The sequence below is a fragment of the Streptomyces sp. NPDC050509 genome, assembly GCF_044457965.1.
GTDB lineage: Bacteria > Actinomycetota > Actinomycetes > Streptomycetales > Streptomycetaceae > Streptomyces.
Genome location: NZ_JBITHL010000003.1, coordinates 534318 through 559840 on the forward strand (window position 1 = coordinate 534318; position 25523 = coordinate 559840).

25 protein-coding genes are annotated in these 25523 nt (G+C 71.4%); 7 read left to right on the forward strand and 18 right to left on the reverse strand.

Going from position 1 to position 25523, the window contains the following annotated elements; all coding sequences use genetic code 11:
* Positions 1–38: 38 nt before the first annotated feature.
* From ACIBJC_RS11590 to ACIBJC_RS11600, 3 genes are all read right to left on the reverse strand, one after another.
* Complete coding sequence (locus ACIBJC_RS11590; protein ID WP_399290691.1) at positions 39–1022, reverse strand: sigma-70 family RNA polymerase sigma factor; 984 nt, start codon at positions 1020–1022, stop codon at positions 39–41.
* A 105-nt stretch (positions 1023–1127) separates the two neighbouring features.
* The gene (locus ACIBJC_RS11595; protein WP_399290693.1) at positions 1128–1826 is read right to left on the reverse strand and encodes a L,D-transpeptidase family protein; all 699 of its coding nucleotides are present in this window, start codon (positions 1824–1826) and stop codon (positions 1128–1130) included.
* Between the two features lie 118 nt (positions 1827–1944).
* A complete protein-coding gene (locus ACIBJC_RS11600; protein ID WP_399290696.1) occupies positions 1945–3231 on the reverse strand; it encodes an MFS transporter in 1287 nt (428 codons plus the stop codon).
* Between the two features lie 119 nt (positions 3232–3350).
* On the opposite strand from ACIBJC_RS11600, the gene ACIBJC_RS11605 reads away from it, so the two are divergent.
* On the forward strand, positions 3351–4364 hold the full coding sequence (locus ACIBJC_RS11605; RefSeq protein ID WP_399291205.1) for a LysR family transcriptional regulator: 1014 nt from the start codon (positions 3351–3353) through the stop codon (positions 4362–4364).
* Between the two features lie 12 nt (positions 4365–4376).
* Here ACIBJC_RS11605 and ACIBJC_RS11610 read toward each other — a convergent pair whose 3' ends face one another.
* Positions 4377–5105, reverse strand: a complete 729-nt coding sequence (locus ACIBJC_RS11610) for an alpha/beta hydrolase (protein WP_399291207.1) — start codon at positions 5103–5105, stop codon at positions 4377–4379.
* A gap of 201 nt (positions 5106–5306) precedes the next feature.
* On the opposite strand from ACIBJC_RS11610, the gene ACIBJC_RS11615 reads away from it, so the two are divergent.
* Positions 5307–6440 carry an adenosine deaminase gene (locus ACIBJC_RS11615; protein ID WP_399290699.1) on the forward strand — a complete coding sequence of 378 codons (1134 nt, stop codon included), beginning with the start codon at positions 5307–5309 and terminating at the stop codon, positions 6438–6440.
* A gap of 186 nt (positions 6441–6626) precedes the next feature.
* Positions 6627–7010 (forward strand): ATP-binding protein, encoded by a 384-nt coding sequence (locus tag ACIBJC_RS11620; protein WP_399290702.1) that lies wholly within the window; start codon positions 6627–6629, stop codon positions 7008–7010.
* Between the two features lie 184 nt (positions 7011–7194).
* On the opposite strand, the gene ACIBJC_RS11625 is transcribed toward ACIBJC_RS11620, so the two are convergent.
* The 5 genes from ACIBJC_RS11625 to afsQ1 form a co-directional block, all read right to left on the reverse strand.
* Positions 7195–7404 carry a PspC domain-containing protein gene (locus tag ACIBJC_RS11625; protein ID WP_399290705.1) on the reverse strand — a complete coding sequence of 70 codons (210 nt, stop codon included), beginning with the start codon at positions 7402–7404 and terminating at the stop codon, positions 7195–7197.
* A 93-nt stretch (positions 7405–7497) separates the two neighbouring features.
* A complete protein-coding gene (locus tag ACIBJC_RS11630; RefSeq protein WP_399290708.1) occupies positions 7498–8058 on the reverse strand; it encodes a VanZ family protein in 561 nt (186 codons plus the stop codon).
* 269 nt (positions 8059–8327) lie between these two features.
* Positions 8328–8939: a hypothetical protein gene (locus ACIBJC_RS11635; protein WP_399290710.1), complete on the reverse strand. Its 612-nt coding sequence runs from the start codon at positions 8937–8939 to the stop codon at positions 8328–8330.
* Positions 8936–10453, reverse strand: a complete 1518-nt coding sequence (locus ACIBJC_RS11640) for an ATP-binding protein (RefSeq protein WP_399291210.1) — start codon at positions 10451–10453, stop codon at positions 8936–8938. Before ACIBJC_RS11640 ends, ACIBJC_RS11635 begins: the two co-directional genes overlap by 4 nt.
* A 185-nt stretch (positions 10454–10638) precedes the next feature.
* A complete protein-coding gene (afsQ1, locus tag ACIBJC_RS11645) occupies positions 10639–11316 on the reverse strand; it encodes a two-component system response regulator AfsQ1 (RefSeq protein WP_193564048.1) in 678 nt (225 codons plus the stop codon).
* A 160-nt stretch (positions 11317–11476) separates the two neighbouring features.
* Here afsQ1 and ACIBJC_RS11650 point away from each other — a divergent pair, with 160 nt between their 5' ends.
* Positions 11477–12229, forward strand: coding sequence for a SigE family RNA polymerase sigma factor (locus ACIBJC_RS11650; RefSeq protein WP_399290713.1), 753 nt, complete (start codon positions 11477–11479; stop codon positions 12227–12229).
* Positions 12230–12527: 298 nt separating this feature from the next.
* On the opposite strand, the gene ACIBJC_RS11655 is transcribed toward ACIBJC_RS11650, so the two are convergent.
* The gene (locus tag ACIBJC_RS11655) at positions 12528–13208 is read right to left on the reverse strand and encodes an ATP-binding protein (RefSeq protein ID WP_399290716.1); all 681 of its coding nucleotides are present in this window, start codon (positions 13206–13208) and stop codon (positions 12528–12530) included.
* Positions 13209–13388: 180 nt separating this feature from the next.
* On the opposite strand from ACIBJC_RS11655, the gene ACIBJC_RS11660 reads away from it, so the two are divergent.
* On the forward strand, positions 13389–13835 hold the full coding sequence (locus ACIBJC_RS11660) for a hypothetical protein (protein ID WP_399290719.1): 447 nt from the start codon (positions 13389–13391) through the stop codon (positions 13833–13835).
* 142 nt (positions 13836–13977) lie between these two features.
* Here the strand turns inward: ACIBJC_RS11660 and ACIBJC_RS11665 are convergent, their stop codons facing one another.
* The 4 genes from ACIBJC_RS11665 to deoC form a co-directional block, all read right to left on the reverse strand.
* Positions 13978–14235, reverse strand: a complete 258-nt coding sequence (locus ACIBJC_RS11665; protein ID WP_399290722.1) for a type II toxin-antitoxin system Phd/YefM family antitoxin — start codon at positions 14233–14235, stop codon at positions 13978–13980.
* Positions 14236–14327: 92 nt separating this feature from the next.
* The gene (locus ACIBJC_RS11670) at positions 14328–15245 is read right to left on the reverse strand and encodes an aldehyde dehydrogenase family protein (protein WP_399290726.1); all 918 of its coding nucleotides are present in this window, start codon (positions 15243–15245) and stop codon (positions 14328–14330) included.
* Positions 15238–16728 carry an aldehyde dehydrogenase family protein gene (locus ACIBJC_RS11675; RefSeq protein WP_399290729.1) on the reverse strand — a complete coding sequence of 497 codons (1491 nt, stop codon included), beginning with the start codon at positions 16726–16728 and terminating at the stop codon, positions 15238–15240. The genes ACIBJC_RS11670 and ACIBJC_RS11675 overlap by 8 nt, the downstream gene beginning before the upstream one ends.
* Before the next feature lie 7 nt (positions 16729–16735).
* Positions 16736–17683 carry a deoxyribose-phosphate aldolase gene (gene deoC, locus ACIBJC_RS11680; RefSeq protein ID WP_399291213.1) on the reverse strand — a complete coding sequence of 316 codons (948 nt, stop codon included), beginning with the start codon at positions 17681–17683 and terminating at the stop codon, positions 16736–16738.
* A 388-nt stretch (positions 17684–18071) separates the two neighbouring features.
* Here deoC and ACIBJC_RS11685 point away from each other — a divergent pair, with 388 nt between their 5' ends.
* Both ACIBJC_RS11685 and ACIBJC_RS11690 read left to right on the forward strand, forming a co-directional pair.
* Positions 18072–18722 (forward strand): PH domain-containing protein, encoded by a 651-nt coding sequence (locus ACIBJC_RS11685; protein WP_399291216.1) that lies wholly within the window; start codon positions 18072–18074, stop codon positions 18720–18722.
* A gap of 1191 nt (positions 18723–19913) precedes the next feature.
* Positions 19914–20435, forward strand: coding sequence for a hypothetical protein (locus ACIBJC_RS11690; protein WP_399290732.1), 522 nt, complete (start codon positions 19914–19916; stop codon positions 20433–20435).
* Positions 20436–20559: 124 nt separating this feature from the next.
* Here the strand turns inward: ACIBJC_RS11690 and ACIBJC_RS11695 are convergent, their stop codons facing one another.
* The 4 genes from ACIBJC_RS11695 to ACIBJC_RS11710 form a co-directional block, all read right to left on the reverse strand.
* The gene (locus ACIBJC_RS11695) at positions 20560–21465 is read right to left on the reverse strand and encodes a DUF3626 domain-containing protein (RefSeq protein ID WP_399290735.1); all 906 of its coding nucleotides are present in this window, start codon (positions 21463–21465) and stop codon (positions 20560–20562) included.
* 512 nt (positions 21466–21977) lie between these two features.
* A complete protein-coding gene (locus ACIBJC_RS11700) occupies positions 21978–23672 on the reverse strand; it encodes a phospho-sugar mutase (protein ID WP_399290738.1) in 1695 nt (564 codons plus the stop codon).
* A gap of 97 nt (positions 23673–23769) precedes the next feature.
* A complete protein-coding gene (locus ACIBJC_RS11705) occupies positions 23770–24600 on the reverse strand; it encodes a purine-nucleoside phosphorylase (protein ID WP_399290740.1) in 831 nt (276 codons plus the stop codon).
* A 343-nt stretch (positions 24601–24943) separates the two neighbouring features.
* A complete protein-coding gene (locus tag ACIBJC_RS11710; protein ID WP_329828899.1) occupies positions 24944–25381 on the reverse strand; it encodes a gamma-glutamylcyclotransferase in 438 nt (145 codons plus the stop codon).
* Positions 25382–25523: the final 142 nt, after the last annotated feature.

Here is a 25523-nt window from a genome sequence, read left to right on the forward strand (position 1 = left end):
GGCAGCGGCGTCCCGGCCCCGAGGCCCCCTCCCCGTGCCTACTCCTTCTCCAGGCGCATGGGCAGGTCGAAGAGCGGGAACCACCGCGCGGTGTCCAGGAAGCAGTGCATCGTGGAGATCCGGCCGTTCTCGATCTCGATGACCTGGAGCGCCCACGGCACGTAGGCGTCGCCCGACTCCGTGGGCTTGTAGTGGGCGAAGGCCGGAGTGCCGTTGGCGAACGTCGGCAGCAGCCGCGAGCCGCGGCACGCGGCGCCGGGGCCGAGCATCCAGGCCACGATGTCGTCGTGGCCCTGGAGCCACAGGTCGAACGGCGGCATCGTGAACTTCGCGTCGTCGTGGAGCAGCGCGGTCAGCGCCTTCATGTCGTAGCCCTCGAAGGCCGTGACGTACCGCTCCAGCAGCGCCTTCTGCTCCTCGTCCAGCGGGTCCGAGGTCTCCGTCGTGGCCGGTTCGGAGTCGGCGATCGTCGCGCGGGCCCGCTGGAGCGCGCTGTTGACCGAGGCGACCGTCGTGTCCAGCAGCTCGGCGACCTCGCTCGCCTTCCACGCCAGCACCTCGCGCAGGATCAGCACCGCCCGCTGCTTCGGCGGGAGGTGCTGGAGCGCCGCGACGAACGCGAGCCGGATCGTCTCCCGGGACACCGCGGCCTCCGCCGGGTCCGCCATCGAGGGCAGGACCCGGCCGTCCGGCACCGGCTCCAGCCAGACGATCTCCGGCTGGGGGTTGAGCTGGGCCTGGGCCACCGGTGTCGGGCCGCTGAGGTCCATCGGGCGGGCCCGGCGGTTGCCCGCCGTGAGCATGTCCAGACAGACGTTGGTCGCGATGCGGTAGAGCCAGGACCGGAGCGAGGAGCGGCCCTCGAACTTCTCGAAGCTCTTCCACGCGCGCACCATCGTGTCCTGGACGGCGTCCTCGGCCTCGAACGCCGAACCGAGCATCCGGTAGCAGTAGCCGGTCAGCTCCGTACGGTGCTTCTCCAGCCGCACGTCCAGATCTTGTGTTGCGGCACTCTCGCTCACGGCGTCACCCCGGCAGCCCGTTGACATCAGTTCTGATCCAGTCCTGATCCAGTCTTCCGGAAGCCGCCGTCCCGCGCCGACAAATGGCGTGAATTCGCCGTTTGCTCAGGTTCCCGGCTTGCGCCCGTACACGTACACGTCATCGCCGTTCTTCAGCAGGGACCAGTACTTCACCGCGGTGGTTTTGGTCATGTTCACGCACCCGTGCGAGCCCGGCGGATTCCACATGCTGACGCCCACCGAGTGGAAGGCCTGGCCGCCGTCGAAGAACTGGCTGTACGGCATCGGCACGTCGTAGATCGACGAGACGTGGTCCTTGTGCCGCCAGTAGATCTTCTTCAGCCCGGTCCTGGTCTCGTAGCCGTCCCGGCCCGTCCGCACGGGCACCGGGCCGTACACCAGCTTCTTGCCGTCCTGGATCCAACTGAGCTGACGTGTGAGGTCGACGCAGGCGATACGCCCCTTGTTCGTGGGGCACTTGCCGGCCGCGTTGGGGGTCTTGCCCGCCGCCTTCTGCTTGTTCATCAGGTCCATCACGCCCCAGGTGACGGGCCCCGCGTAACCGATGTTCGGGGTGATGCCGTGCTTCGTCTGGAAGGCCCGGATGGCCGTGCAGTCGGCCGTGGACTGCTTGCCGTCCGCCGTCCGGCCCAGGAACTTCTCGACCTGCTTCTGGTACGGGCCCGTGCCGGACGTGCACGACGCCGCCTGCGCGGGCGCGGCGCCCGCCACCGACACGACCAGTGGTACGACGAGCCCCGCGAGCCCCGCGGCCACGGCCCCTCTGCGCGATATCTGTCCCATGCGTCCCCGCCCCCTTCTCCACGCGCCGCCGAAATGGCGCGTTCTAGGGGCTAGACGGTCGAGGGGCGCGGGCAGTTGCCCTGAGCGGCGAGGTAAATCGGGCCGTTCTTTACGGTTCCTACGAAAGCGCCAAGCGCCGCTCGGCCCGCTCCGCCCGGGCGACCCGCGTCCCGTACAGCGTGATCGAGACGACCCCGAGGACCGCGGCCAGCCCCAGCGCCACCGTCGCGGCCCAGCCGCCCGCGTGGAAGGCGATCGCGCCGAGCGTGCCGCCCGCGCTGCTGCCCAGGTAGTACGACGACTGGTAGAGCGCCGACGCCTGCGCCCGCGCCGTCTGCGCCGTACGGCTCACGGAGGACGAGGCGACCGCGTGACCCGCGAAGAAGCCCGCCGTGATCAGCACCAGCCCCAGCAGCACCACGGCGAGCGCGTCCGACAGGGAGAGCAGCAGCCCCGCCGTCGTCGTCCCGACGGCCAGGTAGAGCGCGCCGCGCCGCCCCAGCCGCGCGACCAGCTTGCCGGCCGCCGCTGAGGAGACCGTACCCACGAGGTAGACCAGGAAGATCGAGCCGATGACCCCCTGCGGCAGGCTGAACGGCTCCTCCACCAGCCGGTATCCGATCACCGTGTAGACCGCGCCGAACACCACCATGAAGAGCCCGCCGATCGCGTACAGCCGGCGCAGCAGCGGATCGGAGAGATGGCCGCCCACCGTCCGCGCCAGACCCATCGGGCTCAGCGAACGCGGGCGGAAGTGCCGCGCCTTGGGCAGCAGGATCCGGAAGACCACGGCGCACGCCACGGCCATCAGACCGACCGCGCCCAGCGCCGCGCGCCACCCCCAGAGCTGGGCGACCCAGCCGGTGACGATCCGGCCGCTCATGCCGCCGACGCTGTTGCCCGCGACGAACAGCCCGATCGCGGCGACCAGCGCCTTCGGCCGTACCTCCTCCGCGAGGTACGCCATCGCGGAGGCGGGCAGCCCGGCCAGCGCGGCGCCCTGTACGGCGCGCAGCGCCACCAGCGACTCGACGTCCGGCGCGAACGGCACCAGCAGCCCGACCGCCACCGCGACCACCAGCGAGGCGGTCATCACCGTACGGCGCCCGAACCGCTCCGACAGCGCGCTCAGCGGCAGGACGAAGACGGCCAGCGCGCCCGTCGCCGCCGAGACCGTCCAGCTCGCCTGACTCGCCGTCACGCCGAGCCCGGCGGAGATCGCGGGCAGCAGCGCCTGCGTGGAGTAGAGGAGGGCGAAGGTCGCGACCCCGGCGGCGAAGAGCGCGAAGCTCATCCGGCGGTAGCCGGGGAGGCCGGGGGAGAGAAGCGAATCCGAGGGCTTCGGAGCGGACGGCGCGGCGGAGGCACCCGGGGTGACGGGTGCCTCGGTACTGACTGAAGGCATGACTCGAAAGTAGGCACCGCGGCCTCATGCGTCCAATGCATGGAATGGCGATAATCGTTCCCATGGCGCATGAGCAGAGGTCACAGCCGAACCTGTCACGGAACAGTTACGTACGGGACATGGATCACACGGCCCCGGCCCCGGCCCCGGCCGTGGACCAGGGACCCGCGACCGCGGCCCCCGGACCCCCGAACCTGGACAGGCCCCCGGCGGTGGCCGGCCTGGACCCCGATTCCTGGTCCGCCGTCCTCGCCCCACGCCTCGCGTACTTCGCCGGGGTGGCCCGCCACGAACACGTCACCCGCGCCGCGCAGGACATGGGCGTCCCGCAGTCCACGCTCTCCCGGGCGATGGTCCGGCTCGAAGAGGACCTGGGCATCGCCCTGTTCGCCCGCAAGGGCCGTACGGTCGCGCTCACCCACGCGGGCCGGGCGTTCCTCGGCTCCGTCGAGCGCGCCCTCGGCGAGGTCGAGCGCGCCGCCGAATCCGTCCGCGCCGACGCCGACCCGGCCTCCGGCAAGGTCGCCTTCGGCTTCCTGCACACCATGGGCTCCGAGACCGTACCCAGCCTGATCAGGGCCTTCCGCGCCGACCACCCCCGGGTACGGTTCCAACTCGTCCAGAACTACGGCGAGGCGATGATCGAGCGCCTGCGCGCGGGCGAACTCGACCTCTGCCTCACCTCGCCCATCCCCGACGCCCCCGACCTGGTCGCCCGCAGACTCGACGAGCAGCGGCTGCGCCTCGTCATCCCCGACGACCACCGGCTCGCCGGGCGCCGCCGGGTACGTCTCGCCGAGGCCGCCGACGAAACGTTCGTCACCCTCGAACCGGGGTACGGGCTGCGCCGGATCACCGACGACCTCTGCGCCGCGGCGGGGTTCCGGCCGCGCGTCGCCTTCGAGGGCGAGGAGGCCGAGACGCTGCGCGGCCTGGTCGCGGCGGGCCTCGGCGTCGCGCTGCTGCCGCCCCCGGCCGTGGCCCGCCCGGGGGTCGTCGAGCTGACGGTGACGGCACCGCGCGCGGTACGGGAGATCGGCGTCGCCTGGCTCGACGGCCACCCGGACACCCCGCCGGTGGCGGCCTTCAAACGCTTCCTGCTCTCGCGCCGGGGCCAGCTCCTGCCGGACTGACCGATCAAGGGCTCACGGCCGCAGCGACCGTCCGAACCCCGCCGCCAGCGGCATCCGCAGCCCCAGCGGCGGCGGCGCGGCCAGCGCGTCAGCCACCGGCCGCGAGTACGTCCGCGACAGCAGTGAGCCCAGCACGAAGTCGGAGGCCAGCGCCAGGACTTCGGTGTGGTGCTGGCGCAGCGCGTGGCCGTCCGAGTGGACCTCGAAGCGGCAGATGTCGCGGCTCGACTTCTTGGCGCGCTCGGCCAGCCGGTAGGACAGCTCCGGGTCCGTCCGGGCGTCGTTGGTGCCGTGCATGATCAGTACCCGGCGCCCCACGAGCTGCCGTACCGGCTCCGGTTCGGCGGCCCGGTCCTCCTCCGGCAGCCACGGAGCCATCGCCAGAACGGAGTTGACCGCCGGGTGATCGGCGGCCCACAGCGCCGCCCGGCCGCCCATCCCGTGCCCCACCAGGCAGACCGGCACGTCCCCGTACCGCCGTACGACCTCCTCCACCGCCCAGCGGGCGTCTGCGGCGAGGTGCGCCTCCGTACCGTTCCAGCCGCGCCGCGCGTACCGCACCACGTGGGCCACCAGGCCCTCCGCCGCGCCCGCCGTCGCCAGGGAGCGCGCGAGCGGCAGCATCCGGGCGTGGGCGAGGAGCGAGGCGCCCTTGGCGGAGACCGGTTCACCCGAAGGGAGGACGAGGATCACACCCCCCACCGCCGCGCCCGCGGCCGGTGCGGCGACCGCCCGTCCCAGCCGTGCCCGTGGCTCCGCGCGACGCGCCCGTGCCCAACCGTCCCGGCCTGCCGTACGTCCCCCCGGGGCGGGAACCGCCTGCTGTCCCATAACAGAACAGTCTCAGAAGGGCAGGTGTACGCCACCCGTCCGCGCGGTCACTGTTACGTATCGCCCATCTGTACTCTACGCGCGTAGGAGAAGAGGGGTTAGAGTTCACGGATGACGAGCCAGACGTACCGTCCGCCCACCGCCGACCAGATCCGCCGCGCCCCCAAGGTCCTGCTCCACGACCATCTCGACGGTGGACTGCGTCCCGGCACGATCATCGATCTCGCCCACGGGATCGGCTACGAGGCCCTGCCGGAGCACGAGGCCGACAAGCTCGGCCTCTGGTTCCGCGAAGCGGCCGACTCCGGGTCGCTGGAGCGCTATCTGGAGACCTTCGCCCACACCTGCGCCGTGATGCAGACCCGCGACGCGCTCGTCCGGGTCGCCGCCGAGTGCGCCCAGGACCTCGCCGAGGACGGCGTCGTCTACGCGGAGGTGCGGTACGCGCCCGAGCAGCACCTCGAAGCGGGCCTCACCCTCGAAGAGGTCGTCGAAGCCGTCAACGAGGGCTTCCGCGAAGGCGAACGCCGCGCCCGCGCCGACGGCCACCGGATCCGCGTCGGCGCGCTGCTCACCGCGATGCGGCACGCGGCCCGCGCCCTGGAGATCGCCGAACTCGCCAACCGCTACCGGGACTCGGGCGTCGTCGGCTTCGACATCGCGGGCGCCGAGGCCGGCTTCCCGCCCACCCGGCACCTCGACGCGTTCGAGTACCTGAAGCGCGAGAACAACCACTTCACCATCCACGCGGGCGAGGCGTTCGGGCTCCCCTCCATCTGGCAGGCGCTCCAGTGGTGCGGCGCCGACCGGCTCGGCCACGGCGTGCGCATCATCGACGACATCGAGGTCGCGGAGGACGGCACCGTGAAGCTGGGCCGCCTCGCCTCGTACGTACGGGACAAGCGCATCCCGCTGGAGATGTGCCCCAGCTCCAACCTCCAGACCGGCGCCGCCCCCTCGATCGCGGACCACCCCATCGGGCTGCTGCGCAAGCTGCACTTCCGCGCGACGGTGAACACCGACAACCGGCTGATGAGCGCCACGAGCATGAGCCGGGAGTTCGAGCTGCTGGTCGACGCATTCGAGTACACGCTCGACGACATGCAGTGGTTCACAGTCAATGCGATGAAATCAGCATTCATTCCTTTCGATGAACGACTGGCCATGATCAATGACGTGATCAAGCCCGGATATGCCGAGCTGAAATCCGAATGGCTGTTTCGACAGACCGCTGTGACCAGCTAAGACATACACGAAACGGATCGAACAGCGGAAATCTGGGGGAATGCCGGAGGTCGGGAACACGTGTTTCCGGCCGCCGCCGGGTATTTGCGGGGCGGGTATGCGGCTGACTACCTTGCAGAGCCGCGTAGAGACCCTGTGGTCCACCCCGTATCCCCGTATCCCCGAGTCCCCAAGGACGAGATCCCGATGAAGCAGTCCGCCGCCAAGACCCTTGGTGCCGCCGCCCTCGGCGTCGCCTTCGCCGCTGCCGCCGCGGGCAGCGCCTCCGCCGCGCCCGCCGTCCCCGACACGGGCGCCGCGCTCGACGCCGTCGGCTCCGTCACCAAGGCGCTGCCCCTGGACGAGGCCGCCGGGCAGCTCCCGCAGCCGCTCGCCGGCGCCGCGACGGCCGCCGGAAGCGCGGTCGACACCGTCGAGTTCACCACGCCGTACGCGCTCGACGCGGTCCGTGCCTCCAGCCCGCTCGGCGACCTGGTCTCCAACCCCGTCGGCACCCTGCTCGGCGGCCTGCCCGTGAACGGCCTGGCCGAAGGCGGCCTCGGGGTCAACGGCATCCCGCTCGGCGGCTGATCCCTGTCGTCCGGGACCACCGTCCAGGACATCACGCGGTGGGCCGCGTACCCCGGATCCGGGGTACGCGGCCCACCGTCATGTGTGCGTGCGCCCGTACCGGCATCTACGGCGTTACGGGCGCACGCACGGCATCGGGGCCGGGTCCTGCCGGGGTTCGGGCGAGGCGGCCGGGCGGGGCGGGCTACCAGGCGGTGGAGGCGGATGCCTGCTTCTCGCCCGGCAGCAGTATCCAGAGCGCCAGGTACAGCAGGAACTGGGGGCCCGGCAGTAGACACGAGGCCAGGAAGATCACGCGCATCGTGTTCGCGGAGGTGCCGAAGCGCTCTGCCAGCGCCGCGCACACCCCGCCGAGCATGCGTCCGTGACGGGGGCGGACCAGACGACCGGCCATGGTGGGCTCCTTCGCGAGACCATCGGGGGAGCATCCCTTGTCCGTGCTCCCTATGACTCCATGGTCGCGCGCCGAAGGGGGCAAAGCATCCCTCTACGGGGCGATCCCGACCCTGGGAATCGTCGGGGTGACCCCCTGGGGGTTCTCCTCCCGCAGGGTGCTCTCACCCGCGGCGGGCTTCCTGAGCGTCGTCTCCCGCAGCGCCGTCTCCCCGGCGGAGGCCCTCCGGCCATCGGTACGGGGCGACGAAGGCCCGCGGCGTACCGTACGGGACCGCCTCACCCGGCCCTCCCTGCGCAGCCTGGCCCGGCACGCGGGCACCACCGCGAGATGCGCGAGCGCCACCCCGGCGGTGTTGAGCAGCAGGGAATCCACATCGACGACCCGGCCGGGCACCACGGTCTGCGCCATCTCGATCCCGAGCGAGAGCAGTGCGCCCGCCGTGACCGTACGGGTCAGGGAGGCCCAGAAGGAGACGGCGATCCGGCCGTCCACCATGGGCAGCAGCACCCCGGCCGGGGCGAGCAGCAGCAGCCCCTCACCGATCCGGCGGACGGCCTCCAGGGGGCCGAGGGCCAGATCCGCCCTGATGCCCGCGAACGGCGTCAGGTTGGCCGCGTTCACCCACATGACGTCGAGGGGACGGAGCGTCACCCACGCCACCAGCAACAGATGCAGGAGCAGGAGAACGAACCCCGCCCTACGGAAGTGGAAGACGGCACTGCCGCCCGGACCTTGACGCACGCCTCCAGAGACGCCGCGCGCCGCGCCATCGGTTCCGGGCGGACCGGGGCAACGCGCGCATGAGACCGGTGTCACCCGCCCAGTGGCCCGGACGACGGCCTTACTCGAACGTACAGGCGATCGCCCGGGTGGTGTGGAGGGCAGAGGGCAGAGCCGGACGGACCCGCGGAAGGCCCGTCTCAGCCGCTGGGGCTCGCGCTCGGGGCCAGGGTCGGCACATCGGCGTCCGGGTGCCGCTTCGTATCCTGGTCGCAGACGTAACTACGCGTCGCGTAGTCGCCGGGGCCGCCCAGGACGACCCGGCCGTCCGAGGCCCCGCTCTCCGCGAACGTACAGACGATCTGGGCGAGCGCCGCCGCCGGCAGGTCCTCCGGCTGACGGCTGAGCCGCAGCGCCCCTGCCGGGTCGCCGGTGCGCGGGGCGGCGACGATCAGCGGCCCCCGTACGGAGGTGGTGAAGCCCGCCTCGCGCTCGGCGGCGGGCGGCTCCGCCTGCAACTCGTCCAGCAGCGCCTGCGCGGCGCCCACCTTGGCGTCGGCCGCCTTGTCCGCCGGGATCCTGGCCGCGCGTTCGACCGACGCGAGGCCGGAGGCGCACACCAGATACACCCGGACCGGAACGCCGGACTCCGACTGCGTGATGACATCCTTCCCGGCGATCTCGCAGGGCAGCCGCGACGGCGCGGGCCCGGCGTCCACCGGTACGGAGGTGGTCCTGATCCCGCACCCGGCGGTGAGCGCGGTGAGCGCGACGACCCCGGTGAGGCAGACGGTCTTCTTCCAGCGCGTCACGGTGTCCCGCCCGCCTCTCCCCGCTCCGGGTCCCCGGACCGGGAACCAAGCTCCAGGTCCGGCTCCTCGCCGCCGTCGCGCGGCAGCCGCAGCACGAACATCGCGCCGCCGTCGGGCACGTTCGTCGCCGTGATGTCCCCGCCGTGGATGTGCGCGTTCTCCATGGCGATCGACAGGCCGAGCCCGCTGCCCTCGGAGCGCGGCCGGGACGCGCTCGCCTTGTAGAAGCGGTCGAAGACATGCGGCAGCACGTCCTCGGGGATGCCGGGGCCGTGGTCCCGTACCTCGATCACCAGCTCGTCGCCCTCGGTCCGCACCGCCACCCGCACCGGCGAACCGCCGTGCTTGAGCGCGTTGCCGATCAGATTCGCCAGGATCACGTCGAGCCGGCGCGGATCGAGCCGCACCATCATGCCGCGCGCGGCGTCCAGATCCACCGCGTCCAGCCAGGCGCGCGCGTCGATACACGCCGTGACCTGGTCCGCCACATCGACATCGTCCAGGACGAGCCGTGCCGTACCCGCGTCGAAGCGGGTGACCTCCATCAGGTTCTCGACCAGCACGTTGAGCCGCCGCGTCTCGCTCACCACCAGCGTCACCGCGGGCGCGATCATCGGGTCCAGGCTGTCGGCCTCTTCCTCCAGGACCTCCGTCACGGCGGTGAGCGCGGTCAGCGGCGTGCGCAGCTCGTGCGACATGTCCGCGACGAAGCGGCGGCTCGACTCCTCCCGCGCGCTCATGTCCGCGACCTTCTTCTGCAAGGACTCCGCGGCGCTGTTGAACGTACGGGACAGATCCGCCAGTTCGTCCGAGCCCGACACCCGCAGCCGCGTACCGAACTTGCCCTCACCGAGCTGCCGCGCCGCCTCACCGAGCCGCTGCACCGGCTTGAGCACGGTCTCGGCGGCGGCCTGCGCGAGCAGCGCCGAGCCGATCAGCGCCAGGGTCGTGGCGATCCCCAGCGACCAGGCCAGCGAGTTGAGATCGGCCTGCTCCTGGTCGAGGGACTTGAACAGATAGCCCGTGGGGCCGCCGCCGATGATCCGCGTGCCGCCCACCAGGTACGGGGTGCCGCCGCGCTCGGTGCGCTGCCAGAACACGTGGTACGGGTACTTGTTGGACGCCGTGACCTCCTGCCGGTCGTTCACCGCGTTCCGGAGCGACGTCGGCACGTCGTCCATGGTGAACAGGTCGGGGTCCGAGGCGCCGACGATCGGCTTCCCCTTGTCCCGCGCGGCGATCAGCACCACGCTGTAACCGGAGTTGTCGCCCGACATCCGCTCGGCGGTGTTCTGGAGATCGCTCTGCCGCGGCCACAGCGGCAGCTCGGCGGCGCGGCTCTGCATCTCCTGCTGGAAGTCGTTGAGCGCCGAGTCCTGGGTACGGGTCAGCACGGCCTGGCGGTTGAGCCAGTACGCGATCCCCGACGCGGAGACGGCGGCGGTCAGCGCCACCGCCCCGAAGACGATGACGAGCCGCAGCCGCAGACTGGTCCAGCGGAGCCCGGCGAGCAACGCCTTCCTGGCCGTACCGCTCCTGCCGCCCCCGGCACCGGCCTTCTTGCCGCGCCGCGGCCGGACGTACGGGTCCACGGGCTGGTCCGTGCACGCCTGGTCCTGGTACGGCTCCGTACTCGTACTTGCGCCCGTTTTGGTTTCCGGTGGGCCGGTGGCCGGCCCGTCCCCCCTCGGTACGTCACTCACGAAGGCGTGTCCAGCCTGTAGCCCACTCCGCGCACCGTACGGATCAGCGTCGGCGAGGACGGTACGTCCTCCACCTTCGCGCGCAGCCGCTGCACGCACGCGTCCACCAGCCGCGAGTCACCGAGATAGTCGTGCTCCCACACCAGCCGCAGCAACTGCTGCCGCGACAGCGCCTGTCCGGGCCGCCGGCTCAGCTCCAGCAGCAGCCGCAGCTCGGTGGGTGTGAGCTGAAGGTCCTCGCCGTTCTTGGTGACCGTCATCGCGGAACGGTCGATCACCAGACTGCCGAAGGTCGCGGAGTCCGTGGACTCCCGCTCCCCCCGCCGCAGCACCGCGCGGATCCGGGCGTCGAGCACCCGGCCCTGCACCGGTTTCACCACATAGTCGTCCGCGCCCGACTCCAGCCCGACCACCACATCGATGTCATCACTGCGGGCGGTCAGCAGGATGATCGGCAACTGGTCGGTACGGCGGATCCGGCGGCACACCTCGAACCCGTCGATCCCGGGCAGCATCACATCCAGCACGATGAGATCCGGCCGCTGCTCGCGGAGCAGTTTCAGGCCGTCCTCACCCGTCGCCGCGGTGGCCACCCGATGGCCCTGGCGTGACAGGGAGAGTTCGAGGGCCGTGCGGATGGCGTCGTCGTCCTCGATCAGCAGCAGAAAAGGCACAGAGGTCATTCTGTCCCATGGGGGGACCGGAGTTCGACCGTTGCGTGCCACAGGTCCCTGTGACAGGCCTGTGACAGTCGGGGGACAGGGTCATGAAACTGCCCCGGCAAGCTCATTGCCACACGGAACGAAGCAGACTCCAACCGACGGGGGGCGCGGGATGAACGCACTGCACGGAACGACCTCAAGCGCAGTGGTCACGCGTCTTCACGACGTCACCAGGAGCACAGAGAAGTCCGGCGCCGTGAACGGGCGGGGGTGCGTTCGCGGCGCCGGGCGTCAGCACAAGCCGTCGTACATGACGGTGGTTGACGCGCCCCAGGCGGGCAGCGGGGGAGTCGCGTACGGGGAGGCCACGGGGGAGCGGAAGGTTCCGGCGGGGACGGCGGACGCCGAAGCGGCGTTCACCGCCTACGTCCAGGAGCGCCGCGCCTCCCTGTACGCGACCGCCTACCACCTGACCGGGGACCGGTTCGAAGCCGAAGACCTGCTGCAGAGCGCCCTGTTCTCCACGTACAGGGCCTGGGACAGGATCAGCGACAAGGCGGCGGTCGGGGGCTATCTCCGCCGCACCATGACCAATCTGCACATCAGCGCCTGGCGCAGGCGCAAGCTCAACGAGTACCCGACGGAGGAGCTGCCGGAGACGGCGGGCGACACGGACGCGATGCGCGGCACGGAGCTGCGCGCCGTGCTCTGGCAGGCGCTCGCCCGGCTGCCCGAACTCCAGCGGACGATGCTCGTCCTGCGCTACTACGAGGGCCGCACCGATCCGGAGATCGCGGACATCCTCGACATCAGTGTCGGCACGGTGAAGTCGAGCATCTGGCGGTCGCTCCGCCGGCTGCGTGAGGACGAGGTCCTCAGCTTCGGCCGTGACGAGGAAGAGTCCTTCGGCGAACTGGTCGCCTGAGGGCAGTGGGGGGAGCACGGGGGAAACACGGGGGAATGCGGGGGGACCGTCGTTTCGGGGGAGACGGCGGAAGTACGGGGGAAATACGGGGGGTTCGGGGGAGAACCCGTGGGGAGCAAGGGGGAACCGCGGGGGACAAGGGGGATACGGGGGGACAGTAAAGCCGCGGGGGAACTGCGGTGACCATGGGGGAACACGAAAAAGGAAGCGGGACCGTACGGGCTGGGGGGCCGGTACGGCCCCGCTTTTTCGTACGGTCCCGCGCTTTCGCGTGAACGTTACTGTCTGCGCGCGCCGGTCAGGCGCCGCTGGTACGGGTCGTCGTGGGCTCCGCCGAATGCTCGGCGCCCCGCTCGCCGCGCGGCGTGAGGCGCCGCCCGGCCGCCGCCGCGGCGATCCGCCCCAGCGCTTCCCTCTTGTCGCACGGATACGCGCCCAGCGCCGTCTGCCGGCCGACGATCGCGCGCTCGGCGCGCATCAGCCGCCAGCCGCGCCGCAGCAGGAACGGCACCGACTTCCGCCCCTCGCGCAGATCGCGCGCCAGGCGCCGCCGGAACGTGGTCGAGGGCCGGCCCCGCAGACAGAGCGCGTCGGCCAGCACCCCCAGCTCCCGGCAGCGCGCGACGATGTCCGCGGCGAAGATGCCCTCCGCGAGGAACAGGGGCGTGCCCTCGACGTCCAGCGCCTCCGCGTCCACCCGCGAACTGGTCGCGATGGAGTAGACGGGAACGGTCGTACGGCCCGTACGGCACAGCTCCACGATCGCCGCGACCGCCGCGTCCGCGTCCCAGGACCGTACGGAGTCCCAGTCGATGTCCACGCTGCCGTGGACCAGCGGCAGCGTCGGGTCGTCGCCCTCCTTGTAGAAGTCGTCGAGGCGCAGCACGGGCAGCCCCGTACGGGCGGCGAGAGACGACTTGCCGGAGCCGGACGGCCCCGCGAGCAGCACGACTCGGGTCGGAAGAGTGGGAGAGCTCACGGGACACCAGTGTGCGGCATCCGTCCGTACGGTGAACCCCTGGGGGCGATCAGGCGAGTTCCAGCGGTCGATTTGGCGGGTTTGTTGGTGTCGCGGACCAAGGGTCAACTACTGTGAGTGCCGCTTCGGTTACCCATCACCATCAATCGGCTTGCTCGATCCGGCCAGGCAGGACATCCCATGGCACGTCACGCACTTCCCCCCGCCCCGCGCCGCACCCTGCTGCGCGCCGGCCTGACCCTCACGGCGGCGGGCGCGGCCCTCGGCCTGGGCGGCGCGGCGGCCCACGCGGCCCCGACGCCCGCTCCCGCACCCGCACCCGCCTCGTCCTCCGACACGGAGACCCAGATCGCCGAGTCCGGCAAGGCGGCGGGCCAGGCCCTCACCGGCGCGCTCGGCTACGGGGTGGCGGGCGCCCTGAACCCGATCACGTCCCTCAAGCTCAACCCCCTGGCCGGCACGGGCGTCGACCCGCTGGACAACGCGGTGGGCACCCAGGTGGCGGACTTCAAGCCGATCTCCACGGCCCCCCTCACCGACCCGCTGACCAAGGGAAGCGGCTCGCTCAAGGACATGCCGCTGGTGGGGCAGGCGGTGGGCCAGGTGGCGGGGGTGCTGCCGGGGTGAGCCGTGTGAGGGCCGCTGTCAGCCTTTGCGACCCAAGTGCATAACAGTGATGGTGACTACAGCGTCTTCGATCTCGTAGACGACTCCGCCATGAAGTGATCGGCAGCCCTCGGAGCCGCGTCTCGCCAGCGAATCGTGTACGTCATGCCCGCGACACCAGGCCGAGCCTGCGCTTTGCTTCTTCGTGGGTCACCGTGCTCAGTGTTCCGTTGGCCTTCTCGGCCATGTACTGGGCTACTGCGAGTGCGTCCTCCAGATCCTCCAGTTCCTGCGGGTTGATCAGTATGGCCGCGACGTGTCCGTGGTCCGTGATGGCGATCCGTTCGCGGGAGTGGGCCGCCCGGCGGACCAGTGTGCCGAAGTTGGCGCGAGCCTCTGTCATGGCGTAGCTGTCAGTCATGTACAGAAGAGTGCGGATCTGCCAAGTGTTTTGCATGGAGAAAGCCCTGTTTCCCCTCGAATGAGGAGAAGCAGGGCTTCCGTGTTGACGAATCAGTACGCCGAGCCGGACGCGCCCAGGCTGCCCGTCGGGTGCCAGACCGTCTTCGTCTCCAGGAAGGCCGTCAGACGGCGTGTGCCCGGGTCGGCCGTCCAGTCCGCGGTCCCGGTCACGCGGGGGCGCCGTACGCGCTTGAGGTTGTCCGCCGCGGCGATCTCCAGCTCCTTGGCCAGCGTCTCGTCCGCGCCGGTCAGGTCGATCCCGTTGACGTCCTGGTGCGCGGCGAGCGGCGCCGCGAGCTCGGCCGTACGGCCCGAGAGGATGTTGACCACCCCGCCCGGCACGTCGGACGTGGCCAGCACCTCGCCCAGCGAGAGCGCGGGCAGCGGGGACGTCTCGCTCGCCACGACGACCGCCGTGTTGCCCGTCGCGATCACCGGCGCGATCACCGAGACCAGGCCGAGGAGTGAGGACTCACGCGGTGCCAGGACCGCGACGACACCCGTCGGCTCGGGCGTGGAGAGGTTGAAGAACGGCCCCGCGACCGGGTTCGCCCCGCCCGCGATCTGGGCGATCTTGTCCGTCCACCCCGCGTACCAGACCCAGCGGTCGACCGCCGCGTCCACCACGGCCGCCGCCTTCGGCTTCGACAGGCCCTCGGCCTCCGCGACCTCCCGTACGAACTGCTCCCTGCGGCCCTCCAGCATCTCGGCGACGCGGTAGAGGACCTGGCCCCGGTTGTACGCCGTCGCGCCCGACCAGCCGCCGAACGCCTTGCGGGCCGCGACGACCGCGTCCCGGGCGTCCTTGCGCGAGGACAGCGGGGCGTTGGCCAGCCAGGCGCCCTTGGTGTCGGTCACTTCGTACACCCGACCGCTCTCGCTCCGGGGGAACTTGCCCCCTACGTACAGCTTGTAGGTCTTGAACACGTTCAGACGGCCGGTGACAGCGCCGGCGGATTCCTTAGACATCGAGGTACGCCTCCAGGCCGTGGCGACCGCCCTCGCGGCCGTAACCCGACTCCTTGTAGCCGCCGAAGGGCGAGGTCGGGTCGAACTTGTTGAACGTGTTGGCCCAGACGACACCCGCCCGGAGCTTGTTCGCGACCGCGAGGATCCGCGAACCCTTCTCCGTCCAGATGCCGGCGGACAGGCCGTACTGCGTGTTGTTGGCCTTGGCCACGGCCTCGTCGGGCGTACGGAACGTCAGCACCGACAGCACCGGGCCGAAGATCTCGTCCCGGGCGATGGTGTGCGCCTGCGTGACGTTGGTGAAGAGCGTCGGCGCGAACCAGTAGCCGGCGGACGGCAGCTCGCACGCGGGCGACCAGCGCTCCGCGCCCTCCGCCTCGCCCGTCTCGGCCAGCGCCCGGATCCGGGCGAGCTGCTCGGCGGAGTTGATCGCGCCGAGGTCGGTGTTCTTGTCCAGCGGATCGCCCACGCGCAGCGTGGACAGCCGGCGCTTGAGCGCGTCCAGCACCTCGTCGTGGACCGACTCCTGGACGAGCAGCCGCGAACCCGCGCAGCAGACCTGGCCCTGGTTGAAGAAGATGCCCGTGACGATGCCCTCGACGGCCTGGTCGACCGGGGCGTCGTCGAAGACGATGTTCGCGCCCTTGCCGCCCAGTTCGAGCGTGGCCCTCTTCCCCGTACCGGCGATCTCGCGGGCGATGGCCTTGCCGACGGTGGTCGAGCCGGTGAACGCGACCTTGTCGATGCCCGGGTGGCCGACGAGCGCCGCGCCCGTCGTCCTGTCGCCGGTGACGATGTTGACGACGCCCTTGGGGAGCCCGGCCTGACGGCAGATGTCCGCGAAGAAGAGCGCGGAGAGCGGGGTCGTCTCGGCGGGCTTCAGGACGACCGTGTTGCCGGTGGCGAGTGCCGGGGCGATCTTCCACGCGAGCATGAGGAGCGGGAAGTTCCAGGGGATGACCTGCCCGGCGACCCCGAGCGGGCGCGGGTCGGCTCCATAGCCGGCGTGGCCGAGCTTGTCGGCCCAGCCCGCGTAGTAGAAGAAGTGCGCGGCGACCAGCGGGAGGTCCGCGTCGCGGGTCTCCTTGATCGGCTTGCCGTTGTCGAGGGTTTCCAGCACGGCCAGTTCGCGCGAACGCTCCTGGATGATCCGTGCGATACGGAACAGGTACTTGGCCCGCTCGGCGCCGGGCAGGACCGACCACTTCTCGAACGCCTTACGGGCGGCCCGTACGGCGCGGTCCACGTCGTCGGCACCGGCCTGGGCGACCTCGGACAGCACCTCCTCCGTGGACGGGCTGACGGTCTTGAAGACCTTGCCGTCGGCCGCCTCGCCGAACTCGCCGTCGATGAACAGCCCGTAAGAAGGCGCGATGTCGACGACCGAGCGGGACTCGGGGGCGGGCGCGTACACGAAGGGGTTCGCCGGGGTGTTCGCGGCGGTGTTCGGGGACGTGCTCTCGGGTGTGCTCTGGGATGCCATCTCTGCCTCAGTCCACCGTGACGTAATCGGGGCCGGAGTACCGGCCGGTGCTGAGCTTCTGACGCTGCATCAGCAGGTCGTTCAGCAGACTGGAAGCGCCGAAGCGGAACCAGTGGTTGTCCAGCCAGTCCGCGCCCACGGTCTCGTTGACCAGCACCAGGAACTTGACCGCGTCCTTCGTCGAACGGATGCCGCCCGCGGGCTTCACCCCGATCTGCACCCCGGTCTGCTCGCGGAAGTCGCGTACGGCCTCCAGCATCAGGAGCGTGTTGGCGGGGGTGGCGTTGACGCCGACCTTGCCGGTCGACGTCTTGATGAAGTCCGCGCCCGCGATCATGCCGAGCCAGGACGCGCGGCGGATGTTGTCGTACGTGGACAACTCGCCGGTCTCGAAGATCACCTTGAGCCGGGCGGCCCCGGCCGCCTCCTTCACGGCCCGGATCTCCTCGTACACCTTGAGGTAGTGCCCCGCGAGGAACGCGCCGCGATCGATGACCATGTCGATCTCGTCGGCACCCGCGGCCACGGCGTCACGCGTGTCGGCGAGCTTCACACCGAGCGCGGCGCGGCCGGCCGGGAAGGCCGTGGCGACGGAGGCGACCTTCACCCCGGACCCGGCGAGCGCGGCGACCGCGGTCGCCGCCATGTCCGGATAGACGCAGACGGCAGCCGTCGCGGGCGTCGTACGGTCGGTCGGATCGGGCCGTACGGCCTTGGCGGCGAGCGCCCGGACCTTGCCCGGGGTGTCCGCGCCTTCGAGCGTCGTCAGGTCGATCATGGAGATGGCCAGGTCGATGGCGTACGCCTTGGCCGTGGTCTTGATCGAACGCGTACCGAGCGCGGCGGCGCGGGCCTCCAGGCCGACGGCGTCGACGCCGGGCAGCCCGTGCAGGAAGCGGCGCAATGTGCTGTCGGACGCGGTCACGTCAGCGAATGCGGGGGTGATGGTGGGCATGGTCACCAGATGAGCATATCTACGCGCGTAGCGACCTGTACAGGGGGTGTGAGGTTCCGCGAAGGGGCTGTTTCCGAGCTGTGACCCGAGGTGCTCGTGTGCGGCGAGGGCCCGGGCGTGGTTCGTGCGCGGCGGGGTGCGCGGGGGTCGGGAACCGCGACTGTCGGAGGCGTACGGCAGAATCGGACGTATGACGAGCCCTGCCCCCGATCCTGAGCCCGGCCCCCAGCCCGCGTCCGGCCCTGAGCCCGGTGCCGCCGGCGGCCCCTCCGGCGGCGAGCACGCGCGACCGAAGGCCGGGCGCCCGGCGCCCGGACCGGCGCAGGACGGCGCGAGCGAGCCCAGCGAGCCGGCCGAGCCCGCCGAGCCGGCCTCGTCGACCGGGCCCGTGGAGCCTGCCGGGCCCGCGGGGCCTGCCGGACCCACCGAGCCTGCCTACGCCGATCGTGTCTTCCGGTCGGCCGGCGGAATCGTGGGCGGCGGCCTGCTGCTCGCGCTCGTCCTGTGGATCGGCATCGACGCGCTCGTCCGGGGCACGGGCCGCACCCCGTGGCTGGCGCTCGCCGGGATGCTCTGCGCCCTACCGCTGATCGTCGCGTTCACGCTGCGCCCGGCGGTCTTCGCGGGCGCGGACCGGCTCCGTATCAGGAACCCGTTCCGGACGATCGACCTGCCCTGGGGGTCGGTCACGGACATACGGGCCTCGTACTCGTGCGAGGCGTTCACGCGGGACAACGGGAAGTTCCAGCTCTGGGCGGTCCCCGTCTCCCTGCGCCAGCGCAAGCGCGCCGCCCGTCAGCAGACCCGCAGGGCGGGCGACGACCCGCACGGCAGGACCTCGGTCAACGTGGACGTCACGGACTCCCAGGCCAGAATGGCCACGGCGGACCGCACCACCGCCGACCTCCGAGACCTGGCCGAACGCGCCACCTCCCGCACCACCGCCCAGGGCGACCCCGTGGTCCGCTGGGCCTACGAGGTCATCGCCCCGGCGGTCGCGGGCCTGGTGGTCCTGCTGGTGCTGCTGCTGGTGGGGTGAGGGTTCGGGGTGCCGGGTTCGGGCGGGTCTGTCGGGGTGGGCCGGTGGTGAGTTGGGCGCCGTAGCCCGCCCCCTCTCTGGTTCGATGATCGCGGCTCCGGGGTGTGCGTCAAGGGCGCTCCTGCGTCGCGTCGGCTTCGCCGATGTCGCTGCGCTCCACCCTTGACCCCCACCCCTGCGCCGCTGGAAAAGGCGTGGGGAGGGGGCGGGGGGGGAGGGGTCCCCTGGGAAACACCGATGCCCTTGCGGTCCGTTCCAGGCTGGCGGGCCGGTTCGCCCTGCGGGGCGCGCGGTCGTGGAGTGGGGTGGCCCGGCTTTCGTCAAGCGGCTCCCCACCGGATGGCGGCTGAGCTTCATGCCCCGCTGGTCACCCGCCGTGGGTGAAAGGGGTCGGGTGGAGTCGGGGCGGATGTGATGTGTGGGGCGGGAGGGGTGTGCAACGGGGGAGTGTGTGCTGGGAGTCCCGCATAGGTGCGCTGGCTGCGCGCAGTAGCGGAACAACGGAGCCAACCCCCCAATCAGCCGGGGCAAACTGGGGCATAACGCATGCTTTTTGGGTGAGGAAGCCCCCGATCGGTCTCCCCGCACCGCATCCTGCCCGGCACCCCACCACCCCGACTCCATCAAAGCGCCCAGCTCCGCCAAGTCGGCCCCCTCCGCCAAGCCGGCCCCCTCCGCCAAGGCGGCCAGCTCCGTCAAATCGGTCCCGGCCACGCCGCATTCACCACCGGCCCCACCCACGGCGAGTGACCAGCGGGGCATGAAGCCCAGCACACGACCGGTCGACGGACGCTTGACGAGAGCCGTCACCGCCCCACTCCACGACCGCGTGCCCCGCAGGGCGAGCCGACCGGCCAGCCTGGGTCCGGCCCCAGGGACATCGGTGTTTCCCAGGGGACCCCTCCCCCCCCGCCCCCTCCCCACGCCTTTTCCAGCGGCGCAGGGGTGGGGGTCAAGGGTGGAGCGCAGCGACATCGGCGAAGCCGACGCGACAAAGGAGCGCCCTTGACGCACACCCCGGAGCCGCGATCATCGAACCAGAGAGGGGGCGGGCTACGGCGCCCAACTCACCACCGGCCCACCCCGACAGACCCTCCGCCCCCGCCCGAACCCGCCCCGCGTGCCTCGCAAGGCCAGCCGGTCATCGTGCAACTCTGCCGTCAGCGGCAAGCAGGTCGATAGCGTGCGGTCATGACCGATGACGCGGCGCGGCCGTTGCTCTTCCTGGACGTTGACGGAACGCTTCTGCCCTATGGCGGAGGGCGGTTGCCGGCGGATCGTGAGGAGTGGGAGGGCTGGCAGAAGGTGTCCAACCCTCAGTTGGCGAAGCTGGACCTCACCCTCGGGCCGCGTTTGCTGGCGTTGCCCTGTGTCCTGGTGTGGGCCACCGCCTGGATGCACGATGCCAACGCGGTGATAGCACCGCTGCTCGGGCTGCCCGAGTTGCCGGTGGCGGAGTTGCCGGACGCGCCCGAGGAGGACAGGGCGCGCGGGGTGCACTGGAAGACCCGGGCGCTCGTCGGCGCTGCGGCGGGGCGGCCGTTTATTTGGGTCGACGACGAGATCACCGCCCCTGATCGCGCCTGGGTGTCGGCGCACCACCAAGGGCCCGCGCTGCTCCACCGGGTGGATTCCATGACCGGCCTGGCGGCAACGGACTTTGCCGTGTTCGATGACTGGCTGCGGGACCGGCCCAGTTCGCCGAGGTGGTGACGAAGGTGATCAGGGCAAGTACCACGGGTCGTCCGCTCTCCACAGACCACCACCTTCCGGAGGCGTCGGGAGCGGCAGCCCCTTGGCCCGGAACGGCTCCCACGATCTCTCCGGAACCATCTCCTCAACGGAGGACATTGGTTACGTCTGCTTCCCCCGGCTCCCGCCGTCGCGCTGGTTCGGTACGGCGCTTCAGGGGTGCCCCGAAACGCGCCACGTAGTGCCACACACGCTTGAGTGCTTGCTCGTCGTGGTGGCCGGTACGAGCGGCTTCCCCGATGACGCGAGGATCGAGTCTCCCCACTGTCGCGATCCCTGTCCCCAGATCGATGTATTCCTGGCCACGATAGGCGGGGTGGTACTGGAGTTCTTCGACAGCGAGGCTGAATCCAGGGTGCCATTCAACCGGGCAGGGAAGCCTCCGAGCCGAGGCTTCCACGGCCGTGCCGCGATAGCAGGGGTCCAGGACCAAGGCCTCCACGTCTTGGCTCAGACGGACCGGTCCGTGTACTTGGGCCTCGATGTAGTCGTCGAGTGCGTCCTGCTGGTCGGCCTCGGCGAGTTCGACCAGCGGCATGCGTGCCGCGATGCCGAAGGCCGACGGCTCAAGGAAGCTGTCCGGATAGCAGAACGTGGTTCGTGTCAGCGTCTCGGCGGTCAGCCGAAAGTGGGCGGAGCCGAAACGCGGCGCGCCACCGACCAGCTTGCGGCGGAAATTCAATGCCCCGTAGACCGGTCGCTCCTCCGCAGGCGCCGCGTCGTACGCCCTGCCGAAGATCCGGCTCTCCCAGCGCCACCGATCACCGCCCGGGTGGGCGGTCAAACCTCCGTTGCTTGTACCTGTGACGAACTGCGAGCGGTAGACGCCGTCCTCGGCCATGACGTCGAGGATCGGGTTGCCTTGCGCCACGCGGTCCGGATGAAAATTGAGGGTCACACGCAGCGCTGGATCCACGGGGCCTCCGGACGACCGCTCGGCGACATGGCGGAAGGCCTGTTCGTACGCTCTCGGGAAGGCGTGGGAACTCATCGATGCAGTGTCGCTCAAGCTGATCAACCGCTGCATCCGCACTACCACCACTGTTCGTCGCGCCCATCGGACATCGCTGATGACCAATTCGGATGACTTGAAGCCGCGCCCAGGCCTTTTCGCGGCGGGGCACCAGACCTACCGGGATGTCGCCCCGGTCAGAGCGCTATCGCGTACAGCGTGCCGTCTCCGACGACGTACGCGACGCCGTGTTCGAGAGGGTCGGGCGGGTGAGGGATTCCGCCAGAGGGAGGCGCCACTTGACCCTGCCGGACTTCGAGTGGAGCGCGTACAGGCTGCCGGACGTGCTGCTCGTGTAGATGAGTCCCCGGCCACCACCGGGGCGCCCAGGAGGATCTTCGACAGTTTGAGGTCCCGGTGCACCACCCCCGCCGCGTGGATCGCCGCCAGCGCCTCCGCCAGCCTTGCGCGCGAACCGCCTCCGTCACAACCGCTGATCCCCGCCGGCGCCGTACCCTACCCGGCCGTTCGGAGGGGAAAGGGGGAGGCGTTCAGATGCCCGCGGCCTGCGACAGGTCCCGCTTCAGCGCCGTCAGCAGGTCCTCCGCCGTCGTACGCGCCGCCGGCAGCGCCGAGGCGTCGGCGACCGGGATCACGGCCTCCAGGTAGCACTTGAGCTTGGGCTCCGTGCCGCTCGGGCGGACGATGACGCGCGCCCGGTACGCGCCGTCCAGGTGGTAGCGCAGGCCGTCCGTCGGGGGGAGCGTGTCCGTGCCGGCGGACAGGTCCTCGGCGGCCGAGACCCGCAGGCCCGCCAGCTCGGTCGGCGGGTGCTCGCGCAGCCGGCGCATGGCGTCGGCGATCAGCGACAGGTCCTGGACGCGGACGGAGAGCTGGTCCGTGGCGTGCAGGCCGTGGGCGACGGACAGATCGTCCAGGACGTCCGTGAGCGTACGGTCCGACTCCTTCAGCTCCGAGGCCAGTTCGGCCACGAGCAGCGCCGCCGTGATGCCGTCCTTGTCGCGTACGCCCTCGGGGTCGACGCAGTAGCCGAGCGCCTCCTCGTACCCGTACCGCAGGCCCTCGGCGCGCGCGATCCACTTGAAGCCGGTCAGCGTCTCCTCGTATCCGAGCCCCGCCGCCGCGGCGATCCGGCCGAGGAGGGTGGACGAGACGATCGACGCGGCGAACGTGCCCGTCGCGCCCCGCGCCACGAGGTGCGCGGCCAGCAGCGCGCCGACCTCGTCGCCGCGCAGCATCCGCCACCCCGCGTCGGCCGACGCGTCGGGGACGGCCACCGCGCAGCGGTCCGCGTCCGGGTCGTTGGCGATGATCAGGTCGGGGCGGACGCGGCGGGCCGTGGCGAAGGCCAGGTCCATCGCGCCCGGCTCCTCCGGGTTGGGGAACGCGACCGTCGGGAAGGCCGGATCGGGCTCGGCCTGTTCCGGTACGGGGACGGGCGCGGGGAAGCCGGCGCGGGCGAAGGCGGCGAGCACCGTCTCCGTACCGACGCCGTGCAGCGCCGTGTGGACGACGCGCGCGGTGCGCGGGGAGCCGGGCGTGAGGACCGCGTCCGTACGGGCGAGGTAGGCGGCCAGGATCTCGTCGCCGAGGACGTCCCAGCCGGACTCCGGGCGGTCCACCGTGTCCAGGGCGCCCACCGCGGCGATCCGGGCGGCGATCTCCGCGTCGGCGGGCGGCACGATCTGCGAGCCACCCGAGTCGCCGCCCAGGTAGACCTTGTAGCCGTTGTCGCGGGGCGGGTTGTGGCTGGCGGTGACCTCCACGCCCGCGACGGCCCCGAGGTGCCGTACGGCGAAGGCCAGGACGGGCGTGGGCAGCGGCCGGGGCAGCAGGGCGGCGCGCAGGCCCGCGCCGGTCATCACGGCCACGGTGTCCCGGGCGAAGTCGGCGGACTTGTAGCGGGCGTCGTACCCGACGACCACCAGGCCGTCCCCGTCGCCCCGCGCCCTCAGGTACGCGGCGAGGCCGGCCGCGGCGCGGATGACCACGGCGCGGTTCATCCGCATGGGCCCGGCGCCCAGCTCGCCGCGCAGCCCGGCCGTACCGAACTGGAGCGTCCCCGCGAACCGTTCCGCCAGGGCGTCGGGATCACCGGCGCCGGCGGCTTCGATGAGTTCGCCCAGTTCCTCACGGGTCTCGCTGTCCGGGTCCTCGGCCTGCCAGGTCCTGGCGCGGACGAGGAGGTCCTGGTGCGCGGGGTCCTGATGCGCGTTCCGGTGCATGGGCCTGCTCCTGCGGGTGACGTCTTCGGCGGGTGGGGCGAGGGCGGGGCGAGGGCGGGGGACGGTCGGGGCGGATGCGGTCCAGCGGTCCAGCAGGTCAGATGCGGTCGAGCACCCGCGCCAGCAGCGCGCCCATCTGGGTGGCCGAGTCGCGGCCCGCCTGAAGGACTTCCTCGTGGTTGAGAGGGGCGCCCGAGATGCCCGCCGCCAGGTTGGTGACCAGGGAGATGCCCAGGACCTCGGCGCCCGCCTCGCGGGCCGCGATGGCCTCCAGGACGGTGGACATGCCGACGAGGTCGCCGCCCATCGCGCGGACCATGTTGATCTCGGCGGGGGTCTCGTAGTGCGGCCCCGTGAACTGGACGTACACCCCCTCCTCCAGACCCGGGTCGATCTCCTTGCACAGCGCGCGCAGCCGCGGCGAGTACAGGTCCGTAAGGTCCACGAAGTTCGCGCCGACGATCGGGGAGACGGCCGTCAGGTTGATGTGGTCGCTGATCAGCACGGGCTGGCCGGGGCGCATGCCCTCGCGCAGGCCGCCGCAGCCGTTGGTCAGGATGATCGTCTTGCAGCCGGCGGCGACGGCCGTACGGACACCGTGCGCGACGGAGGCGACGCCGCGGCCCTCGTAGTAGTGCGTGCGGCCCAGGAAGACCAGGGCGCGCTTCTCGGCGATTCTGTACGAGCGGATCCGGCCGCCGTGGCCCTCCACCGCGGGCGGCGGGAAGCCCGGCAGTTCGGTCACGGGGAACTCCGCCTCGGGCGCGCCGAGCGCGTCGACGGCCGGCGCCCAGCCGGAACCCATCACCAGGGCGACGTCATGGGTCTCGGCGCCGGTCAGCTCGCGCAGCGTGGCGGCTGCGGCATCGGCTGCGGCAAGGGGGTCGGCGGGTCCGTCGGCGTTGGCCGGGATAACAGATGCGTTCACGCGGATGAGGGTAGCCGGTCATGCCCTACGCGCGTAGATGTATCGGGCACGGTCTCCATATCGTTGTGGTGCTGTTTCCGGCGAAAGGGGGCGAAAGGGTCGGGAGGGAGGAGGCTCGGGGGAGGCCCTGGGTACTTTCAGGGCAGGAGCAGGGGTGAGGTTGGCCGGATCTGTCCCGTCGTACGGAGCCGTCCCCTCGTGCGGATCTGTCCCGTCGTACGGAGCCGTCCCCTCGTGCGGATCTGCCCCGTTGTACGGATCTCTCCCGCCGTGCGCATCTGTCCCGTCGTACGGGGCCGTCCGGATGAACCGGGCCTCGCCGTACAGTGCCCCGGGCGCCGCCTCAGCACGGGCGCTTGCGCAGCTCCATCACGTAGTCGTGCGGGGCCCCCGCCGACTCCGCCGCGTCGGCCAGCTCGCCCAGGTAGCGCGCCGAGGGCAGCCCGCCCTCGTACCCGTTCAGGACGTACAGCCAGGTCGGCTCCTCGCCGTCCAGGGTGTGCACCCGTACGCGCATCCGCCGGTAGATGTCGAGCCCCACGCCCTCCCAGCGGTCCATGGAGTCCTCGTCCATCGGTGCCAGGTCGTACAGCGCGACGAAGACCTGTGAGCGGGGCGCCTCCACGATCGTGGCGAGCGCGCCCTCCCAGCCCATCTGTTCCCCGCCGAAGGTGAGCCGCCAGCCGTTGAGCCAGCCGGTGCCGCGCAGCGGGGAGTGCGGGGCGCGGCGGGTCATCAGCCGCGCGTCGAGGTTGCCGGCGTACGCGGCGTAGAGCGACATGGGATTGAGGGTACGGGAGGTGTGGCCGTGGCCGCCGGTGCACCGGTCCGGGCGGGGTGGGGCGCGTGGGCCCGTCGTACAGGTGACGTACGGGTGACGTACGGGGGCCCGCGGGGCCCGGGGGATGTACGCGGTCGCAGGT